Below are 23,793 nucleotides of genomic sequence, written 5' to 3' on the forward strand. Positions count from 1 at the left end.
CTCAATAAAATTTTTATTATCATTATCATATTACCAGCCCGGATTTTGTTTAAATTCAGGATAAATATTAACATCTTCGATTAAGAAAGGAAACCAATAGTGCTTTTCTAAGAATTTTCTCTCTAATAGAGTTTCCATTCTCAGATTTAATACTCTGGAATTTTTGTAATCCTCAGCCAAGGCAGCACCTGTCAAACCATTCGGATCTCTTTCAAATTCAAGAGAACACTTTAATGTATAGGGCTTTTTATCTAATAATTTCCATCGACGCAAATCGCAAAAACGATGACCTTCAAAAGAGAGTTCTACTGCCCGTTCACGTTGTAACTCACTCATAAAAACATCTACTGAAGTCAAAAATTTATTAGCAACATGTCCCACTCCAGCTCTGTCTCTCACAACATTTATAGCCTCCGCTGGATTTAAAGAATATGATGTGGCCGTTTTATTTAACCCGTAACCTGCAGCTGTAGCTTCTGCATACATTAAATATACATCTGCCAAACGCATTAAACTTAATACTGTCATATTTTGCATTGTTGTACTTTCATTAGCATATTCAGCCAGGCGTGGTTTCCACTTTGTTTCCATTAATCCAGTACGGTTTTTTTTATTTTCGGAAGGTGTTGTTCTAAAAAAACCACCTGTATAAAGAGAGGCAAACTCAATATAATCAGGCTTATCTTCCTTCACACTACTTCTTTCTCCATCAACTAATATATCTTTATAAAACCTTGGGTCTCTATCTCTCCAAGGATATTCAGGATCATAACCAGACTCTGCATCCGCTTCAGATACATTGCCTTCCTTATTAATTGGTAATCCATTGGCCATTCCATAATTCTGGAAAACATAATTAGCCGTAGGTGCAAGTAAAAATCCTCCAAAACTATTACCGTCAGCTATATAGTCATTAATTTGATTCCATCTAAATCTAGCTCTACCTCCTGCGATGTTCTCCCAAAAAATAGTCTCTTCTTTACCTGGAATATTATCACTATTTTGCACATAAAATAATTGTGAATATTCGCTAAAATCTGCCAATTTATACCTTCCTGTAGATTCAGATAAAGCTAAGGCTTCGCCTAAAGCTTCTGCTGCTTGCTGACAGTAATCTGGATTGTATTCTGTACTTCCTCCGGAAACTTCATTCATTAAAGGACTACCTGCATACAACAAATTTTTACCAAGATATGCTAAAGCCATAATTTTATTTGCCCTCTGCATATTATTGCCGAGAGTAGTTTTACCGACTGCTGTATCATCCCAATCCACAGGTAATAACTCCGCAGCTCTTCTAAAATCACTAGCCGCAAGATCTGCTGCTTCCTGATAAGACAATCTTCCATCCTTAAATACCTCATTTGCAGGCACTACTCTATTTATATAGGGTATTCCTCCCCAATATTTCATAATCTGAAAATGAAACCATGCTCTAAAGAAATATAGCTGTCCTTCAATTAAATTTTTCTCTTCCTGAGTAGCATCTGTTAAACCATCTAAATTTGCAATTCCAATATTTGCTTTTCGAATACCATACCAGGAAAAACCCCATAAGTGTCCTAGCTCTTTGGAATTATCTGATTTTGTAAACGATCTACCATCCCAATTTTTTGTACCTGAGCAAAATGGAGAACCATAAGAATCCCATTTCCAATAATCACCTTGATCAATATATCCTCCTAGCTGAGACTGACCACCAGAAATACACCAAATTTCATCATCCCCAAGATTCCATGAGTTATGATATGCCGATGCAGTAAAACAAGGAATACAATTATACAATTCTTCAGTAAAACCTTGAAAATTCTCAAAATTCTCAAACGGTTCAGTTTCACTTATATCACTTTCTGGTGATTTATCCAAATAATCTTCACAGGATACTAATCCTAAAAATCCTGCAATTAGAATAAGTGAAAAAGGTATTTTAAAATATTTTATTTTCAAATTCATAATAACATAATTAGAAAGTTATATCAACACCAAAAGTTACACGCTTAAATGTAGGATATGCACCCATTGAAGAATTACCACTAAAGTTACTTTCACGGTCATCGGGCATATCTGTCCAAACATATAAATTATTGCCGCTTACATAAAACTTACAAGACTTAATTCCTAAATGTTCAGTCCATCCTTTTCTGAATGTATAACCTAGTTCGGCGGTTTTTAAACGAAGATATGAACCATCATACCAATATCTGGTTCCACCAACCTCATCACCTTGGGAAACATTATATCTTGGCATTGGAACATCGCCTCCATTTTTAACAGTCCAATAAGTACCTTCTACGTATGCATTATCAGTACCCTTTACAAAAGTTGGAAAGTTTACCTCCCTGGTCACATTTGAAACTCCATAAAATTGCATTGAAAAGTTAATTCCTTTCCAATCAACACCAACCGTAGTACTATAAGTATTTTGAGGAGTACCAGAATACTTGTAAGGAACTTTGTCATATTTATCAACAACACCATCTCCATTAAAATCAATAATGTTATAGTCTCCAATATTCTTATGATTATTATCCGATACACGTTGAGTACTTCCAATTACATCATCCCAAGTTGATAAATAGCCATGATCTATGTAGGATCTGGTTTGCCCAATCGAGTATCCTTCATCCTTTTGATAATCTGGCAATAATTCAGGATCATCAGCAAACACAACCTCATTTGTTGCATGAGTCATATTGATATTTGCCCAAACTCTAAAGTCTTGATTAATTGATTTACCTAATCTGATTTCAAACTCATAACCATGACTTTTCACCTCTCCTAAATTGGCTGTAGGAACAGATCCCCCTAAAAATGAAGCTACTGCACGGTCATTTTCGCTGACAATAATATCTGTTCTATGATCATTAAAATAATCAAAAGATCCTGCAACTAATCCATCTAAAAATGAGTAATCTACACCAATATTTCTCTTTTCTACCGTCTCCCAAGCTATATTTGGATTACCAGTTTGTGTTTGTCGGTAATAAGTGTAAGGAGATTTATTTCCACTCGTTGTTCCTAAATTTGTAACTCCATCATATTCCCATCGATCAGCATATAGCCACCTGCCTCCGGCTGAATCATCTCCAATTATACCCCATGATCCACGTAATTTAAACATATCTATAAAAGATAATGAACTCATAAAGTTTTCTTCTGATATAACCCATCCAGCAGATACAGAAGGAAAGAAATCAAAACGATAATCAGGACCAAACTTTTCAGAACCATTATATGCTCCGTTAACCTCGAATAAGTATTTACTATCATAGCTGTATGTAGCACGTAAAACCCAGTCCTCACGAAAACGCGCAAAACTATCACCACTAGCACTCTTTTCGCGACTGAACAATCCCAAACCGGTAACTGTATGTTTGCCAAAATCACGAGCAAAATTTAATCGCATAGAGTAATACTGTCTTCTAAATGTTGACCATTTTTGTATATTTCCTGCTTGTGCTGTCCATTCAATTTTATTCGTATAGTCAAATTGTGTGGAAGAATCTAGCGGATATCTATATAAAACCTCACCAGTATCTGGATTTATCCACTTTTGCTGTTGATTTTTATATTTGTTATTAATCCCCCTATCTACCTCAACAAAGGTATTATCATACGAATATGTTCCTTCAAACGACAAACCTTTTGTGATAAATTTAAGATCTTGTTTAAGACTAAAATCTGTAGTAATTTTAGTAGTCGTTTGCTCTTCGCTTCCGCTGTTTGCTAATTGATAAACCGAATTTGGTTGATCCGCATCTTTGGGAAAATAAAACCCCCATATTCCATCAGAATAAACAGGATACATACTATTGGGTGCTGTTCTGTATATAGCTGCCCAAGGGAAACTACCTTCAAAATCCCAAGGTGTTTTTTTTGTACCATTAGTACCAAAAAGATTTGAACTAAATTTAGTTGTTTTGGTCAATTGGAAATCCAGGTTACTACGAACATTTATTCGATTGTAGGCAAACCCGGCATCATAACCTCCCCCATTGTCTACAGTTTTAAAAATATCACCTTCATTCAGGAAATCAACTGCAGCAAAATATTTAACATACTTTGTTCCTCCGGCAACATTTACACTTGCATTGTAAGACTTTGCATTCTTCTTTAATAATGCATCTTCCCAATCGATATTTGGATATCTTTCTGCTTCTTCAATATTTGCCGGATTACGATATTTATTAATAATATCTACAGGAATATAACTCTCCCAATTATCACTATAAATATCCAGTTGATTTTCTATAGACTGATTACGTAACATTAAAGTATTATAAGAGTCATACTTTTCAGGAAGTTTTGATGGAATTTTCATAGTAGCATTAGCACGTACCTGAATATTTGCCTTTCCTTCCTTACCACGTTTTGTTGTAATCAATATTACTCCATTAGCACCACGAACACCATATACCGCAGTAGCAGAAGCATCTTTTAACACAGAGATTCTTTCTACTGATGAAATATCTACATCGCTCATAGAACGTTCTATTCCATCAACAAGAATAAGAGGAGAACTACTATTCCAAGATGTTTGGGAACGAATAATAATTTTAGGATCTTCTTCTCCTGGCTGGCCAGATGATGTGTACGTTATAACACCCGGTAATTGCCCGGTAAGTGCAGCTCCTACATTTGTAACACCTCCGGCACGCTCAAGTACTTTACCTGTGGTTTGGGTAATGGCTCCAACAATACTTTCTTTTTTCTGCTGTCCATATCCTACAATAACAACATCTTCAAGCAATTCCGTTTCTGACTTCAATGTAATATTAACCTTAAATTCAGTAGTAATATCAAATTCTTGGGTTTGCATTCCAATAAACGAAATAACAAGAGTTTTTGCATCATTTGGAACATCAAATACAAATTCACCTTTATAATCAGTTATCATACCAATAGTTGTATTTTTAACAACAACAGTTGCTCCAACAACCGGCTCCCCCTGATCATCAAGTACAATCCCAGCTATCTGTTTTGTATTCTGCCCATATGCAGAAGCAGATAATAATATAACCATCATAAAAACAAAACTCTTTATGATGACATTTCCTAACTTATTAAGTATGGAAAGTTTTGGAAATAATAAATCTTTTAAACCTTTCATTATATTTTAGACTTAAATTGACAATTGTAATCTAATTTCAATAGCTTGTACAAATTTTTTTTGTCTTCTTGCATTATCTAAATTCAAACACACTTGTCCTCTAAAATCAATATCAAAGGATTCACTAAAAGATCTTAAATCTTTACATTTCTTTTTAATCATAATTTCATAGATTTATAAATTATTAATACTTAATGTGATTTAAAATAAATCATCAACTTTTATATTTTTCTAATAAGATTTTTTGGATGCATATAAACCAATATTGGTTCCTGTAAAACCATATGATTGAGCAGTAGATAAGTAATATGCATCTACACTATTTGACAACAAAGTCCAATCCGATTGCCCAATAGCATAATAAAAGCTAAAATTCTTACCATCTGAAATAACTTTCATCTCTATTGGACCATCTGTAATTTCAACATTCATTGAGTCAATTACATCAGCCCCATTCTCTTTAATCTTTTTTATGCTAATAGTATTTTGAGCTCCTTTTTTACCTACAGAAAATAAATACTGATGCGTTTCATCTTTAAATAATAGTATACCAGCAGATTCATCTTCTGATTGAGGTTTGAAATACATACAAGTTTTACACTCAAATTTATGATGTTGTAGTCTTCGACTTACAAATGCAGGCGTTTTCAATTCTGATGATTCTACATCTGCACAATTTAAAGTAAGAAATCCTGAATCTGTTGTTAAGGAATATAGATCAGACGCATCTCCTCTCAAGGTCATCCACTCCATACCTAAAACAGGAGCATTGAAGTCATCATACTTTTCAAAATTTCCGAAAGTTGTCATTGAATCTCTTTCCAATCCTTTCATTTCAACTATTCTAGGAACAAGTTCATCTCCTTCTGTCATATAAGGAAATCCATCTTCGCTCCATTTTACTGGCATTAAGTAGGTTTCTCTACCCAGATTTTCAAATTTATTTTCAATTGGTCGACAAGCTAAAAATACCGACCACCATTCTCCATTTTCTTTTTTAATCAAGTCTGCATGACCTGCACATGTAATTGGTAAATCCCTATCTGGCTCTAAATGACGTTGAGTTAGCATCGGATTCTTTGCCCATGGTTTAAAACTTCCTATAGGATTATCCCCTTTGAAAATCACTTCTCTATGATTTACTGAAGTTCCACCTTCAGCACACATTAAATAATAATTTCCGTTGATTTTATACATATGAGGTCCTTCTATCCAGATTGGCTTCTCATCAAGATTAACACCTCCATTTACCAACATTATGCTTGGACCAAATGTTTCTTCCTTTTCTACATCAAATTGTAGAACTCGAATAGCACGGTGTCCTTCGTATTGAGAACCACCATCTGGCACATCATTGTTAACTATATATGCTTTCCCATCTTCATCGAAAAAGAAAGAAGGATCAATTCCTTTAACATTTGGTAAACTAATTGGATCTGACCATTCTCCAAATGGATCAGTTGTTTTAACAAAAAAATTTCCTTTTCTAATATTAGTTGTAACCATATAATAAGTTTTATTATGTGGATTATAACTAATAGCAGGTGCAAAAATTCCTTCACTTACTCTTTGTCCGTCAAGAGGTAATTGACCCGGTCTATTTAATACATGTCCAATTTGTTTCCAATTAACCAGATCTGTACTATGAAAAATTGGAACTCCCGGAAAAAAAGAAAAAGTTGATGTTACCAGAAAAAAATCTTTTCCATTTGAACATAGACTTGGATCAGAATACCATCCTGGTAGAATAGGGTTGTAATAATAATCCTTATCAGGAAGTGGATTTAATTTATAAAAGTCATCATCACCTTTGTAATTAAAATAATCAAAATGGGCAACTAAACTATCAGATTTAAAATCTGGATTATTTTTGCCATTTTGCTTAATACACGAGACAAAAGGAACAAATAAACTTAATAAAAGAACAACTCCACAAATGGAACAAATGGAGATACTTTTCTTCATTTTACTTTTTTTTTAAGTGAATAAATAATTTCATACATCATTTAAAATCCAGTTCTATATCATGTCTGGATTTATAATTTTTAAACAAATTTATATTCACTTAACTTTTCTGACTTTTAAATATAAATATATGATTTACAATTTGAGATATTTAAAAATAAAACACCCATAATCACCTATATATCTTTTATTTACCCAATGTCAATATTCAGATTTTAGACAATTATTAATTAAATATTTTTAATCTTTCATATCTTGATATTCCAATTTTGGATCATTAAAGGAAGATTTCTATGATTTTATGAAGCTTAACATATGTACAAACAACAAGAGGTTTCCCTAATATGGAAACCTCTTGTTGTATTCACAACTTATATATTACTATAATAATTGAGAAGGCGACTTATTAAAATGTTTTCTAAAAACAGTACTAAAATAACCTACACTTGAAAAACCGCACATTTCACTTATTTCAGTAATTGTATATTCTTTTGTTTGCAATAACTCTAAAGAATAATCGAGTCTAATAGACTTAATAAAATCAGTTGGAGACTGATTCGTTAAAGCCTTTACCTTTTTATATAATAATGAAGAACTAACATTCATCTCTGCAGCAAAATCATTTTTAGAAAAATTGGAATTACTTATGTTTTCTCTTACAATTTTCACCATTTGCTTAATAAACTTATCATTTATTTTATTCTCTAATATAGGCTTTTCGTCATCATTTATTTTTATAATTTTTAACGCCTTATCTCTAGATATTTGTCGATTTTGGATTATAGTTTTTATTCTATGTTGAAGAATAGTAATATCAAATGGCTTTGTAAGATAATCATCTGCGCCTAATCCTAATCCTTTTAACTCTTGTGCTTTATCAGCCAAAGCCGTCAATAAAACAATCGGAATATGTGAAGTTTCGTAAGTTGATTTAAGCTTTGTACAAAGGTCAAAACCATCCATATTTGGCATCATAATATCAGACACAATTAAATCTGGCATTTCTTTAATTATTATTTCCCATGCAACCATACCATCATTAGCTATGAGTATCTCATATTCCTCTATCATTGCAGAAGCTAAAAATTCTTGCAAATACTCATTATCCTCTACCACAAGAACTTTCATTTTCAAATCACTCGTCTGATCAATTTCTTCTTCTATTTTTTTATAATTAGAAATATAACTATGTGTTTTATTATCATGCTGCCCCTCCAATTCTTTGTTCTCCACCTCAACATAAGGAACTTCAATTCTAAATATAGATCCAGAATCCGGTTGACTTTCATAACTTATTTTCCCCTTATGTAAGCTGATATAATTTTTAACCAAAAGCAATCCTATTCCTGAGCCTACAATTTTACTATTTACGGCATTTTCAGCTCTATAGTATTCTTTAAATAAAAGCTTTTGTGCATTTTTATCAATTCCAATTCCATTATCAATAACTTCCAATTGCCATTTTAACTTCGTTCCTACAAAATTAATTCTAATACTATTTTCACTTTCTGAATACTTTATTGCATTTGAAATTAAATTATCAATTACTTTTTCAATCATAACTTCATCAATTGCCGTAATATATTCATCCACATTTGAATTAAAAAACAATTTTATATTCCTGGATTTCGCATATGACTCAAACATTATCACTCTATTATTAAGAATCTTAACTACATCATGCATTTTTAATAAAAGGTATTCTTTCCCTATATCAACTTTTTGAAAATCCATTAAATGGTTTACAACCTTAAGCAATCGATGTGTTTGATCTGTAGCGAGATGAAGATAATTCAATGCCTTATTTGATAATCCTTCCTCTTTATTTAACTCTTCAATAGGACCATTTATTAATGTAAGAGAAGTTCTGATATCATGAGCCGTATTTGCGAAAAACCGTATTTTTTCTTCGGAATGTATCTTTTTTAGATTATGGATATAATATTTAAATAAAAATATACCTAATCCCCCAATAACACTTAATACCAACACATTAAACCACCACATTCTATAATAAGGAGGAACTATTGTAATTTTTAAACTTCTTTCCTGAATTAAATTTGACAATGCATTATCAAACATTCTAATCCTAAGATTATAGATATTACTTGGAAGATTCGAATAGGATATAATATTGTTTTTTCCTGGCGTACTCCAATCCTCGTTTAAACCTTCAAGTTTCCATGAAAACTTACATCCGGTAGAATTCATTACAATAGGGATCATTTCGACACTAATTGTGTTTTGAAAATATTTTAGGGTAATTTCATCCAGACTATCAATTGATTTAGTAATATTCAGATCATCCAAATCTCTTACTGAACTCCCTGAGATTGTTATATCCTGCAAAAAAATCTTCCCATTATCTTCCTCTTCTTCTAATAGTTGGGGATCAAAAACGATAACACCTTTATTTGTTCCCCAAATCAATCTTCCATCTTGTAATGCATAATGAGAGTTCTGATTAAACGAAGTATTATTTAGTTCAATTTTTGAACTGAAGGATACGATTGCATTTGTCGTTACATTTAATCTGCACATCCCTTGTTCTGTTCCAATCCATAGAAATTCTCCTGAATGTTCAATACTATTTACAAAATTAGAAGGTAATCCTGAATCCTTGGTAAAGTATATTTTCTTCTTGGATTTTAAATCATATTTAATTAAACCATCACCACATGTAGCTACCCAAATAATATTATTATTTGGGTAAATATCATAAACCACATGACCATTAATCAAATTTTCTTGTTCTCCTGTTTCTTTATTAAATAGAAATAAACCATATGTTTTTCCAAGCAGTAAGTACTTCTCATCATACTCAACCATTAAATAGCATATCGCATCAGAATAACTTTTAAAACGATTCTCGTTTACTTTGTAACAAACCAGATCTCCTCTAATACCTCCAAACCAAATATCACCATTTCTATCCTTTAGTATATTGTAGATAAATTTATTTGAGAAAACACTATCTGTTTCTTCAAAACATTTCTTGTCTAATACTTTTTTTGATTTTGAATCTATTAGATATAAGCCTGAAGAATAAGTCCCAGCCCAAATGCGTCCTTTATTATCCTCACATAAAGAAAGAAAGACTTGAGATTGCTCCTGTTTATTATGAAAAAACGAATACCATTTATTATTTTTCTTATCCAATAAACTCACTCCGTTATTCGTTGCAAACCACAAGTTTCCTTGCTTATCTTCCAATATACTGTTCACATCATCATTAACCAGAGAATTAGTATTATTTGTTACATGATTAAACTTAGTTAACGAAGTGTTCTCCTGATCAAAAAAAGAGACTCCTCCACTATATGTACAAACCCAGACTCTCTTATTATTATCAAGATAAATATCATATACTCCATTTCCTTTTAATGAATATGGATTATCCGAATCATCTTTAAAAATAGCCGACACCTTCTTTGTATAACGATTTATTTCCCATATTCCCTGGCCATCTACTCCAATGGAAATGATTGAATCGGAAATTGATTCAATTGCTAATATCGGTTGGCTGGGGATTTCTGGAATTTTTGAAAGTTTTTTTTCTTTGTAATTATCATTAATGTAATAAAAGCCATTAGATTCACTGCCAATCCATAATATTTGTATCTTTTCATCAAAATAAAATTTAGATAATCTAAAACGATCATTTACACTAAATCTAAAATAGTTTTCTGAAGTTAATGTTCGAATGTCATATAATTTTATTTCACCATTAACATCATAAAAAAAACTATAATCATCATACCAAGCCAGACTATTTACTTCATTATTCTGTGTTACTGCTATTAATCCTGACTTTTCATCATAAGAAAACATTCCTACGGTTGATGCTATCCAAATTTTATTCTGATTATCTATCAATATTGAAGAAACATAAATATATGGATTCCTTATAATCTTAGATATATTAATAACTTTTTCAAACTGATCTTTTACAGTATTATATTTGAATATTTGCCCATTATTGGCATAAGCAATTAAAATACCATTCTTATATTTAAGATTAACATGAAGAACATCGGCTGTTTCATAAGGTAACTCATAAAATTTTATATCATTTTGGGTATAACGAATAACACCCATTTTTGAAGAAATCCAGATAAATCCGTTTGAATCACTACATACCATATTGGTTTGGCGAAATGATACACCATATTCTTCATTAAGATTATAAAACCGGGTAACATCATTGGCTAATACATCCCTTATATTAGAAAAAAGGCAAATAACAACAATAATCAAAGTAGTATATATCCTAATATTCATCTGTTTATAATTTATTTTAATGATCACATAGTCTGCCACAATACACCGGGAGAACTCGCATCAACAGTCATCTCCATACTGTGAGAAAAATATTTTCATGGCTCGTTTCTTATGCTTATTTAAACAAGTTAAAAACCTATTTGTTAAAAAATTTAACATGTTAAAAATATGAAGTAAATATTAGTCTACAAACAATAAATTACTTAAACATCTACTTTTAAACGATAAACACTTATATCGAATATTATATTATCCAGGATTTTAATAAAAAAGTATCAAGATCCAATTAATTTCAAATAAAACTTAATTTAAATCTTGATACTTACATAAATCTATTTTAATATGGAAATCTCCTAATACAATCTAAAATCCAGACTCATAAACCTTTTCTCCACCAACAATATAAATACCCCTTGAAAGACCATCTGTGGCATTTTTCCGTTTCACATCTGACCTTACTTTAACTCCCATAATGGTATAAACATCTACAATTTCGTTTTCATTGTAATAAACATTATCCTTTGCACTGGATGTATCAAAATTAGAATTATTAGTTAAATAAATACGATTAATTACAATATCACAATAACCCACCGACCAAAAGCCAACAATATAAATATGAGTAGGATCAAGAAGTTCACCGGTATTACTATTATACATCTTAGAAAGAGTTACAACAACTTGTTTTGCGCTGCCAAAATCATATTGAGCAGAACCACCCCAATAATTATTACTGTCAAATAAACGAAATGAGGTACCACATGAGTTTGCATTCGCCAGTTCTACCACCAAATATTGATATCCCGTAATATCTATTCCTGCATTATATTCCCAACCACCAAAACCATATTGTCCTGTCTTTAATATTTTGGTTGCTTCATTAAATGATCCTGTCGCATATATTGAAGGATTAAACAATTCCTTAGTTAATGGAAATGTAGATGATGAAACTGTACAAGTTTTTGAAATTGGATCACCCAAATCACCTTGATAAGTAATTGTAATTGTTGCTTCACCATCTGCCAAAGCAATAATATTACCATTCACAATTTGAATCACATCAGAATTGGGATTACTATACTTTGCTCCTAACGTAACATCTTTTGAATGTCCACCTTCATAAAAAGCAGTAACTGTTAATATACTAACACTACCTGTCAATAATTCAACATTATCTGCATCAATAACTAAATCACTTAGTGTCAAAGATTCTTCGGTATAGCCTGTAAACGAATCATCATAAAACGTATCTTCATCAAATGTTTGTTCTGTCGAAAACCAATCTACATCCACATATCCTCCGGTTTGAATCGTTGCAAAATTAAAGATACAAAACTTATTACCTGTAAATACTGATAAATCAAACTGCATATCCAGTTCTGTTCCTAAGTCAATATATGTTTCATTATCCAGACTATAAGAAAAGGATGCAATATCAGTTTCTGTATTAACCTTAACCCTAAGATAAATTTCAGCATTATCAATTACCGGTCCTGTTGTTAATACTCCATCATTCATTTGAACGCATGTTTTATTCCCATCAATAACTTTTATACCTATATATGCATAAGGATCTTGAAAAACTGCAATCCCAGCCACATCTCCATCTTGCATATTTTCAATATTCATCTTAATGGTTCCATATAAATAGCCTGTATTTGAATGATAACCTAAAATCCGTTGAGTTAAAGTATTTTGAGCCTCTTTAAGATTTTCAACAACACTAACCGTTTCTAATCTTAAATAATCCGGATTTTTTGTTAATGACCATTTACTATTATCGGGATTATGATTCCAACCCCATTGCATACCTAATTCATAATTACGGAAATTATCATTTGTTGGCAAATATTTTTCGGTGTGCACCATTCCTACATCAGGTTTAGAATAAGTAGTAACAGCAACACCTTCATTGCCAATAACAGGCCAATTATCTTCCCATTGAACCGGTTGTAGATTAGGCATTCGACCTAAAGCTCCATTATCCTGAAATAAAATAGTCCACCATTGACCTGTTTGAGTTTCAACCAGCGCACCCTGATGTATATTATTATCATCCAAAACCAGCTTTTCCTCATAAGTTCCATATATATTGATTGATCTTAATACTGTTTGATATGCAGGCCAGCCTCCATAGGTTGCGTATATATAATAATAATCACCAATTTTATATAAATGACTTCCTTCAAGTCCCTCTTTTACAGTATACGAATACACCTCCTTAGTAGTACCAGCCATGATATTAAAATCGCTGTCCAGTTCTGAAATTTTTAATGTATTAATCCCATAAACTACATATATTTTCCCATCATCATCAAAAAACAATCCCGGATCATAATAACTATTATCCAGTTCTTTCATTTCCCATGTTCCCTCAGGATCATCTGTTGTTAGCAAGAAACAGCCTTCATCTAAAGTCGTAAACAATAAATAGTATTTTCCATTATTATATTTTAAACTTGAGGCCCATTGTCCATGTGAGTATCGGTCACAATCATTTAAATTATAACAATCTGTAGATGCAATTTTTTGCAAAGGATTACAGCAATACTCCCAATTCACCAAATCATTAGATTTCAAAATTGTTGCTCCCGGAAAAATATGCATTGTTGTTGAAACCATGTAATATACATCACCAACACGAATTATATCAGGATCAGGGAAGTCTCCATAAATTAGAGGATTTGAATAAGTTCCATCCCCATTATCGCTAGTTTCCTGGTATTTAAAGTCAGCTCTTGGGTAATCTACTGTTGCATAATCCTGAAACCAATTATAACAGGGAACAGCACAAGCCTCTTCATTTGACTCATAGGCAAATGTCCAATTCTCAGGTTCTGCATAATGAATTAAGTTATCAGGTGCCAATAGATTCCAAATTCCAAATGCGCCACCATTAAACCAGGGGTTAGGTGTTACTGCTACGCCATGTAAATTTACAATATTACCATGAGGGTCTTTTAAATAACGACCTTCAACATGTAACTTTGGCGTTGGCATTCCATTCCATTCCATTCCATGCATATATGGTATGATTAAAAGAAAGTAATAACAACACAATAGCTATCGGTGTAATTAGACTATTCTTCATTTGATTTTCATAGATTATATAATATCATTAAAATACCATATTGAAATTAATTAATGCAATAAACAAGCATTGAAACAACACACTAAGACTTAGATATAAAAAGGGTAACAACTATAATATGAAACAATAATAAATCATTAAATTATTTTTGATTTTTAATTTCAGACATTAGTTTTCTAAAATTAGACGTTCCAAAACTATCCATAAATAAAAAGGGCTGTCTTTATTTTGGAACAGTCCTACTATGAAATGAAAACTAATTTTTTAATCTAATTAAACCCAGGATTTTGATAGAGTGCTCTATTTCTTGTTTCCTTGATGAAAGACATGAAATAGAATCCCATCACACAAAATCCTACACAATTCTTAATCAATGCCTTTCCAAATCTTCTTTAATAATAACATCAAGTTCATGAACAGGACGTTCTATATCATAAGGTATAGGCAAATGACTATACTGTTGAAAATACAATAAACAGGCATCTTTCCATAACTGAGCATTTCGGCTCTGCTCTCTTAATTTACGTTGAACATGAAAAAACCTTTGAAAATCAACATAAGGTTGAACTTTATCCCAAACAGTTTGAAAATGTCTAACTTGTTTTACTCCCGAATCGTAGCGATAGCATAATTCATCCCATAAAGTACGTCCACTTTTCATTTTATATGTCCAGGAAAGATGATGAAACCATAAAAGATACATTTCAGGACATGTTATTGTATTACTAAATAATAAACTAACGTTTTCACTATACTGACATACGCCATTACTTCCTGTTGCTGTACGATTGAATCCAATTCCAACGGAATCTGCCTGGTGGTAATAAGGTGGAGTCCAATCTTTTCTAATGCCCTTGGGAGCCCACCATGGCCCTGGTCCATAATGCTCTTCAGCCGCAAAAATATGATGTAGTCCTAAGGGCATCATATAATTAACAGCTGCTTCACGACTATCAAGCATCATTTGTTTAATCGGTTTCAGGAAATTCAATTCCCAATCAGGATTAAATATAGCACTTTTTTGATCTGTATTTTTAAATGTCTGTATAAGCCATTCATTCGCAATCTGTTCACTTGTTAATGAATTATTCCAAGCCAGACGGCCAAAAGCATACCAGTTTGCCTGGGCAAAAAGATGCCCGCACCAATTAGCATCTAATCCAATATTTGACACCCCTGCAATAGCAGTATATTTTTGAGTAATGAGACTTCCATCAGTACAATTAGCGATAGTACTGCCTTTTCCTTTTCTATAAGTATCAGATTTTAAAAATTCTTCCCACATAGGAGCCAGAAAAACCAAATGAATACCTTGTCCCAAATATTCCTGGGTAATTTGAATTTCAGGCATTATTGAGGAACTCTTCATTGCACCAAATAATGGACTAAAAGGCTCTCGCGGTTGAAAATCTATAGGTCCGTTTTTTACCTGTATAATCACATTATCTCTAAATTGGCCATCCAGTGGCATAAATTCATTGTATGCTTGTTTAGCTCGATCTTCTTCAGAAGTTTGATACACAAATGCACGCCACATAATTACACCCCCATAGGGTTTCACGGCATCAGCAAGCATATTTGCTCCATCAGCATGAGTACGGCCATAATCCTGAGGACCCGGTTGGCCTTCACTATTGGCTTTAACCAAAAAACCACCAAAATCAGGAATTAACTGATATATTTCTTTTGCTTTTTCATTCCACCACTCATTAACCTTAGAGTCGAACGGATCTGAAGTTTCTAAACCACCAATCATTGATGGAGAGGAAAATTTAATGGATAAATACGTTTTAATACCATAGGGTCGAAGAATATCTGCAATAGCTTTTACTCTATTTAACACATTATGAGTTAACATCTCAGGAGAAGCATTTACATTATTTAGCACAGTTCCATTAATTCCTATCGAAGCATTAGCACGAGCATATTCCTGCCATAAAACTTTGTCTTCTTCTTTAACAACAAACGCATCCTCTCCATCTCGCCAAAAAATTGAATTTCCGGCATAACCACGCTCTATAGTTCCATCTAGATTATCCCAATGATTTAAAACACGATATTCATATGCTGGATTACATACATCAAATTTTATATCATCTCCAACATTTTGTCTTCTTAATAGTTCATAAACACCATATAGAATACCTAAATCTGTATTTGCCTGAATTTTGTTGTCACTTAAAATAAAACCATCTCCTTTAATTAGATCGTCTCTTTTAATTATCAAATAAATATTTTTTCCTGCTTGCCCCTTCCACCCAGATTTCAACTCCTCCTCTGCAATATTTAAAGTTGAAGATTTTTTGTTACAAACAACATTTATTGATTTTCCACTACCACTTCTCAACCAAAGCTGATGTCCGTTTTCTGCAAACAAATGCATTGATATGAAACCAAGAAATAAAACACTATGTATAAATCTCATAAAATCTATATTAAAAAGTAATAATTAACGTTTTTTCAATTATAACATAAACTATTCACTTATCAATGTATATGTTTCTCCTGCATTAGTTGGAATATCACATACAAAAGTTTGCGAAAGTTCTAACTCTGAAGATTGAACCGATTCTGAAATAATTGGCTCTTTGATATCATATTTTTCGTAATATGGATTACTATTCTTACCTGATGCTACTATTAATTCATTACCATTACCTAACCTAACTTGATTAGGAACCCTTATACGACAATTACCTCCAAGCTTTGAATATATGGTAGCTAGTTTCACAATACCATTCTCCCACTGTATATCAACATTAAATCCACCCCGCGCCTTTAATCCCTTAATCTCACCATTTTTCCAAGAAGAAGGAAGAGCTGGTAACAAATGAATCACTCCATCATGACTTTGCATTAGCATTTCTGCAATACCTGAAGTACAGCCAAAATTCCCATCAATTTGAAATGGAGGATGTGCATCAAAAAGATTTGGATAGGTTCCTCCTTTTTGTTTACCATCAGGTTGGATAGAAGGGGTTAATTGATCTGTTATTAATTTTAAAGCATGGTCTCCGTCTAGTAATCGAGCCCATAAGTTTACCTTCCATCCCATAGACCAACCTGTTGATTCATCACCTCTTGACAGTAACGATGTTTTTACCGCCGAGAATAATTCTGGTGTCGAGTATGGTGAAATTTGGTTAGATGGAAACATTCCATACAAATGCGAAACATGACGATGATGATCTTCCGGATTATCCCAATCGTACATCCACTCCTGCAACTGCCCCCACTTTCCTATTTGCATTGGAGCAAGTTTTTTAAGAACAATCTTAACTTCTTCCACGAAATCCTTATCTAAATCTAATATATTTGCAGCTTTCATTGTTTTAGTAAATAAGTCGAATAACAACTGATTATCCATGGTTGTTCCTGCAGAAATAGCAGCCCCATGATCTGAATAAGGTGCATTTTCAGGTGAAACAGAAGGGCAAACCACCATCCAATGATGGTTTGGCTCTTCAACTAATACATCCAAAAAAAATCGTGTCGCTTCTTTTAAAATTGGATAGACATCTTTTAAATATTCTATATCTCCATTGTATAAATACTTTTCAAACAAATGTTGTGAAAGCCAAGCTCCTCCCATTGGCCACATTCCCCAAAAAGCACCATCAACCGGTCCGTTAATACGCCAAATATCAGTATTATGATGTAGCACCCAACCTCGCGCTCCATACATATCTTGAGCAGTTTGTTTTCCGGTCATAGCAAGCTCTTGCATCATTTTCACTAAAGGCTCATTCATCTCAGATAAATTAGTAACTTCTGATGGCCAATAATTCATTTCTGTATTAATATTAACAGTGTATTTACTATCCCATGTTGGAATCAAATGATCATTCCATATCCCCTGAAGATTGGCAGGCTGACCTCCTTGTCGAGATGATGAGATCAATAAATAGCGTCCAAACTGAAAATAAAGTGCCACCAACTGAGGATCATTACCTTTTGCAAAATCAACAAGACGCACATCAGTAGGATTATTTATAGAATCAGTTACACCTAGATCAAGACTTACCCTATTAAAATATTCTTGGTAATCTTTTATGTGATCATTCTTTATTTGATTGTACGACTTTTCTAAAGCAGCCTGTAAATACGAAGTAGACTTTCCCTTTTCATCGCCACTAATATCTTTATAGTTGACAAAATTTGTAGCCGTTGAAATATAAATAGTAGAAACATCAGCTCCTGCAATATTCAATGTTGAATCTGACCTAGAAATTTCTCCTCCGGAATTGACTATTTTTACTATAGTTTGAAATTTAACCTCACCCTTTACTCCCTCAAAATCATTTGAAATTCCATTCATGATGAGCTCATCATTTTCAGTGGTAGTGATGTTATAATTAGATGGGCGATCCATTGCTAATGAAAAGTTTAATGACTGCTTTTTGTCTGCCCTAATTTGAACTACTATAACCTGATCCGGATTAGATGCAAAAACCTCAGTTTTATAATTAACTCCATTGCTCATATAACAACTTGAAACAATAGCTCTATCTAAATCTAATTCTCTGTAGTATTCATCAATACTGTCATTTCCTTTAAAATTCAGTTTTAAATTACCTATAGTTTGATAGGCAGAACCATGTGATAGTTTTGATATCATTTTTTCATTCACCAAATCTTGTGCTTCCTGGTATTTTCCTTCAAACACCAAATCTCTGATTTCAGCCAAAGCATCTTTTGATTCAGGGTTGTCATTTCGATTAGGACTTCCAGCCCAAAATGTATTCTCATTCAACTGAATAATTTCATGACAAGGATCTCCATAAACCATGGCACCCAAACGTCCATTTCCTACAGGAAGAGCCTCGACCCATTGTTTTGCAGGTTGGTTATACCATAGTTTTAAGTTTTCGTTTTTTCCTTTTTTTGAACAGGCAACATAAACAAGAGTTATTAATCCCGCCAGTAACCATACTCTGATCTTCATCATAGATAGCTCTTTTAATAATTTTACCATTTTATCGTAAACTGATCGTATTTCATTTTTTAAGTTACTTAAAGACACAAGCATCCCTAGAAACTGTCACTGAATTTTTAAATACCTGACAAATTTATTCAATGACGTCTTTATACTTATTTAAATTCGGATACATAACTTTCATTATTAAATACTTCTTTAACCTAATCATGCAAAAAGCTTCTTTATTTAGTTGAGTATTAAAATAATTCAACATTAACTCTGAAAATTTACTGTAGAAAAATATCAGTCTTTTAACTATTTGTATTAATATCTATAATTCAAACTCAAATATCTAAATTCCAAAAAAGCAAACTTAATTCTCATATAACTTTACTGTACTTAAAATCATTATTAATTTTTTAAAAATAAAATCTATGAAAAAAATTTTATCTCTTATTGGCACTTTATTAATATGTGTTTCTGCTTCATTTGCTCAATATGTTACAGTACCTGATGGTTATGTTTCTATTTACTCAGTTAATTCTGAAACTGAACTAGCTCCTTTAGCTGTAGATGCACTTGCTGCTCCTCAAGTTTTAGGACCTGCCAGTGGTTGGGGAACTTCTACAGAATATGATTTTACCAGTTATGAAAAATTGGCTATTAAAATAACTTTTGATGCTGCGGATGCAGGTCATCAGGTTGCCATTCGTTTTTCGGTTGGTGGTACCGGTACAGCAACTATACATATATTTACGCTTCCTGAAACAGGAACAACCCATATAGAAGAATTAACCCTTGCTGATTATGCTATTAATGGTGAAGTTCTTATGGGTGGAATCGTTTTTTATAACGGAGCAGAGCACTGGAGTTTTACTTATGATGGAACACCTGCCTCTCAGGCATGCACAATTGATTATGTTGCACTTAAAAGAACTTCTACTGCAATTAATGACATAAAAATAAAAGATCCTGATGCAATAGTAAATGTTTATAACATTTCAGGAACAATGGTTCGAATGGGTGTAAAATATTCTGAGGCCACAAAAGGATTAAAAAAAGGATTTTATATTGTAGGTAAAGAAAAGATTTATGTAACAGAATAATCCTTAAAATTATATCATAATTAAAAACACTGTTGTTTTCGAGCAACAGTGTTTTTTTATATCCAACTCATCACAACAAATCGTTTGTTTTTAAATAATAGACCTAAGTAATTATAAAATCAAACATTGGCACTTGTTAAACCTCTAAGGAATTCATTAAATGATATAATATTCAAATTTACCAAATCGCACTACATTAAGTATATTTATCCTTATTAGCTGCTACGTATTCTTTAATTTCCTTGATCTCCTTTTTATTATAACTATGATAAATACAAATAACCAAAACATAATAGTGTATGGTATACTCATCACTTTAATTAACGTATAACCATCAATAAATAAAATTTCATTCCAGACGTAAGAAATCCAATTCTTATAAAAATAGTTCTCCTTTATGTATGCTGTTGCACTATTAGGAATTTCAACAATATTACCAAGATTATCCACCACCAAATAGAATGGGAATCTATTAATATTAAACATTTCCAGCAAATATTTATTCCTATCTCGAATAGATTTGGAGTCCAATGTATAGAAATTCCAATTATTCACCGTTTTATAAGTAAAAGGAGAGTTGGGATTTTCCCAGTATTTTGAATCATCTATCGAAATGCTTTAAACTGATATTTCGTTCTCTCTTCCTTTTAATAAAGAATCAAATTGATTCATCTCATAAATGCAAAAAGTACAACCTTGAAACCAAAAGTCGATTATCGTAATCTTGTTCTTATATTTCAAATTAACCTTATTCCCAAGCGTATCAATCACAGGAATCAATTCTAATTTCTTATTTACGTTTTGTTTAAAGAATTTGTCATTAACCTTTGAAAGGCCATAAATTGAGGTAGATAAGATTATTATACTAGGTAAAAACAACAAAATCCATAAGGCAATCATTTTAAATACCTTTTTCCAAATTTTCATTTAATTCAATATTTTAATTCTGCGGGGAATTGTTTATAACCTACACTTACCATAACTTTCCAATATAAATAATCTCTTTCTCAACTGAGCAATTATAAGTAGTGCAGGGATTTTATCATACCTAGTATTGATTTGACTTCATCGATTTTCAATTCATTGTTAAAATAATCTCACATACAGATACATATAAACATATTTACAAAATATACATCCCATGTAAATTTCATTCCAGATGCTCTTCAAACATCTTAATAAAAATTTACATGGGTATATCATCTATTGAATCCAGCTTATTTTTTAGCTGATTGAATTTTGATTGCATCTAATAAAATAGATGGATTTTGTATGATTTCATATGGTCGAGGAGCATCTCTTTTAACGATTAGTCCATTCGAATCAATGATATAATACTCCGGAATACCATTAAAAAAGTACTTTTCTCTGATAAGAGATTCTTCTTTTCCCCTTGCAATAAGTTGGATACCTTGAATTCCATTTTTTTCCATGAACTCCTTTGGTCGTTTTAAATCATATTCCAAAGCAACATAAATAAAAACAACATCCTCATCCTTAAATCGATCATGGATTTCTTTTCCATACCTTTCAATTGATGCACGGCATGGCCCACAATATGTTGACCAAAAATCGATATATACAGCTTTACCTTTAAAATCAGAAAGTCGAACCTTATTTCCTTCAAAATCAAACAAACAGAAATCGAAAGCCGGTTGTCCAGATGCTACAAAACTTAATTTCCTAAACGCTTCTTTTAAAATTGTTGTTTTTGATGCATTAGGATAGTCGGAATTAAACTTATCGTACAACTCATTTGCAGTTTTCCAGCTACCTCTGGTTAAAGCATCTTCAATTGTTTTATACTTTAAAATATACTGATTAGTTCCTGAAAATAAAGTATTGCATAACGCATATCTATTTATGTATAATTGGTCATAAAAATCAGGTCCTGTAACAACATTTCCTTTTCCCGACAGCGCATCTATTTTTTTACCCAAATAAAAAAACGCATACTCTCTAATAAAATGCTCATACTCATTACTAAACTTCATCATATCGTTATCAGGATGCACAATATTTTGATATGAGAAATACGAATCTTCATTTATTTGTAAAGGTGTTTTACCCTCTTGTCTTCTTTTGTATTCCTGGTTATCCGGAAATCTGTTTAAAATATTTACACAGTTTATTAAATTATCATAATACTCTGCAAGATATAACTCAGGCGACAAACATTTTATATTGCTATTTAAAAACTCCTGTCTTTGATGGAGTTTATTTAAGAATAAGTCCTTAAACTCATCAGCTTCTGATTCTGATGTCATTTTCGATGACAAGTCATATAAACACCTCGAACACAGGTTTTCTTTTTCTTCAAAAAGGAAACGTTTAAAACAGTAATTCGAATTATCAGCACCAATACCAGTTACTTTTATACTTTCATCAAAGTGATTAAGGTCTACTTCAACATCAATATTATCTTCGGGAGATAAATAAACTCTTGCCATTTCTTTATGAATGATTTCGGCAACCTGTATATCATTTAATTTAAGTCTTACTTCAAATGTATTATCCTCTTTTAACGGTACAACAATTGTACGACGGTTAAACTCATTGGGAAAAGATTCAAATAAACGAACGCCAACCTCCCTGCGACTATCAGGATTAATAATCTTACCTTGGATAGTAACATTGGTTTCCTCAAAAATGGTATCAACTTTTGTCTGATTAACATAGTATGCACAGGAAAAAGGAGTCTTATTCACCGCAATCATTTTTGTTTCATTTATTAAGCTTGAACTGATAGCACCACCTGAAGCTACCCCAGGTGAACTTGAAATAGCATTACTACCCTTTACTTTTTTATACGCATAATTTTCAAACATTTTCTTTTCTAAAAGTAATCCCTTACTTAAGTCAACTTTTAATTGAATTGCAGTATGTATATTTTACCAAAGTTGCAACCTCTCCGCTTACTTCTTTTACAATAAAAGAGTTTCCATTTAATGTCACGTTTTTACCGGTTTTTAAATTTCCGGTTAAGCAAACAAATAAGTCAGTCACCTCTTTTGTAAATAATTCCATCATTGTAGAATCAGGAGTTACCATATTGGCACTCTCTTTATTTACCTGATTAACTACAACTTCCGAAAGTTCACCTTTTTTAGATAACTGAAAAGCAACATCATATTCGTAGATTGGATATTTATAACCCGGCTTAGCCAAATCACTTTCATAATAGCCTGATGTATGCCAGTTGCCTTCCGGTTCATTTTTAGTTCTGTAATTACTGCTGATGCGTTAAAAATTATCACTAAACAAATTTAATTGTTCTTTGACATCTTGATTGATTTGATATTCTGTAAGCAGTTCTTTTATT

General features: G+C 32.1%; 12 protein-coding genes. 1 reads left to right on the forward strand and 11 read right to left on the reverse strand.

The annotated features are described in order from the left end of the window. Positions 1–30 precede the first annotated feature (30 nt). From OM074_RS03020 to OM074_RS03055, 8 genes are all read right to left on the reverse strand, one after another. Positions 31–1,953: a RagB/SusD family nutrient uptake outer membrane protein gene (locus OM074_RS03020; protein ID WP_301197801.1), complete on the reverse strand. Its 1,923-nt coding sequence runs from the start codon at positions 1,951–1,953 to the stop codon at positions 31–33. Between the two features lie 10 nt (positions 1,954–1,963). After that, the gene (locus OM074_RS03025) at positions 1,964–5,110 is read right to left on the reverse strand and encodes a SusC/RagA family TonB-linked outer membrane protein (protein WP_301197802.1); all 3,147 of its coding nucleotides are present in this window, start codon (positions 5,108–5,110) and stop codon (positions 1,964–1,966) included. 12 nt (positions 5,111–5,122) lie between these two features. Then, complete coding sequence (locus OM074_RS03030; RefSeq protein WP_301197803.1) at positions 5,123–5,272, reverse strand: hypothetical protein; 150 nt, start codon at positions 5,270–5,272, stop codon at positions 5,123–5,125. Between the two features lie 69 nt (positions 5,273–5,341). Continuing rightward, positions 5,342–7,075, reverse strand: coding sequence for a glycoside hydrolase family 43 protein (locus OM074_RS03035; protein ID WP_301197804.1), 1,734 nt, complete (start codon positions 7,073–7,075; stop codon positions 5,342–5,344). Positions 7,076–7,456: 381 nt separating this feature from the next. Further along, the gene (locus tag OM074_RS03040) at positions 7,457–11,356 is read right to left on the reverse strand and encodes a hybrid sensor histidine kinase/response regulator transcription factor (protein ID WP_301197805.1); all 3,900 of its coding nucleotides are present in this window, start codon (positions 11,354–11,356) and stop codon (positions 7,457–7,459) included. Between the two features lie 363 nt (positions 11,357–11,719). After that, on the reverse strand, positions 11,720–14,380 hold the full coding sequence (locus tag OM074_RS03045; RefSeq protein ID WP_301197806.1) for a glycoside hydrolase family 43 protein: 2,661 nt from the start codon (positions 14,378–14,380) through the stop codon (positions 11,720–11,722). Between the two features lie 437 nt (positions 14,381–14,817). Beyond that, positions 14,818–16,872, reverse strand: a complete 2,055-nt coding sequence (locus OM074_RS03050; RefSeq protein WP_301197807.1) for an alpha-glucuronidase — start codon at positions 16,870–16,872, stop codon at positions 14,818–14,820. Between the two features lie 51 nt (positions 16,873–16,923). Next, positions 16,924–19,395 carry a glycoside hydrolase family 95 protein gene (locus tag OM074_RS03055; RefSeq protein WP_301197808.1) on the reverse strand — a complete coding sequence of 824 codons (2,472 nt, stop codon included), beginning with the start codon at positions 19,393–19,395 and terminating at the stop codon, positions 16,924–16,926. Between the two features lie 404 nt (positions 19,396–19,799). Here OM074_RS03055 and OM074_RS03060 point away from each other — a divergent pair, with 404 nt between their 5' ends. Continuing rightward, entirely contained in the window at positions 19,800–20,471 is a 672-nt protein-coding gene (locus OM074_RS03060; RefSeq protein ID WP_301197809.1) for a hypothetical protein, read from the forward strand. A 618-nt stretch (positions 20,472–21,089) separates the two neighbouring features. Here the strand turns inward: OM074_RS03060 and OM074_RS03065 are convergent. The 3 genes from OM074_RS03065 to OM074_RS03075 all read right to left on the reverse strand — a co-directional run bounded on the left by OM074_RS03065 (position 21,090) and on the right by OM074_RS03075 (position 23,639). Continuing rightward, positions 21,090–21,398 carry a hypothetical protein gene (locus OM074_RS03065; protein ID WP_301197810.1) on the reverse strand — a complete coding sequence of 103 codons (309 nt, stop codon included), beginning with the start codon at positions 21,396–21,398 and terminating at the stop codon, positions 21,090–21,092. A 290-nt stretch (positions 21,399–21,688) separates the two neighbouring features. After that, a complete protein-coding gene (locus OM074_RS03070; RefSeq protein WP_301197811.1) occupies positions 21,689–23,299 on the reverse strand; it encodes a TlpA family protein disulfide reductase in 1,611 nt (536 codons plus the stop codon). Between the two features lie 31 nt (positions 23,300–23,330). Further along, the gene (locus OM074_RS03075) at positions 23,331–23,639 is read right to left on the reverse strand and encodes a hypothetical protein (RefSeq protein ID WP_301197812.1); all 309 of its coding nucleotides are present in this window, start codon (positions 23,637–23,639) and stop codon (positions 23,331–23,333) included. Positions 23,640–23,793: the final 154 nt, after the last annotated feature.

Source organism: Plebeiibacterium marinum, from assembly GCF_026013615.1.
Classification (GTDB): domain Bacteria; phylum Bacteroidota; class Bacteroidia; order Bacteroidales; family Marinilabiliaceae; genus Saccharicrinis; species Saccharicrinis marinus_A.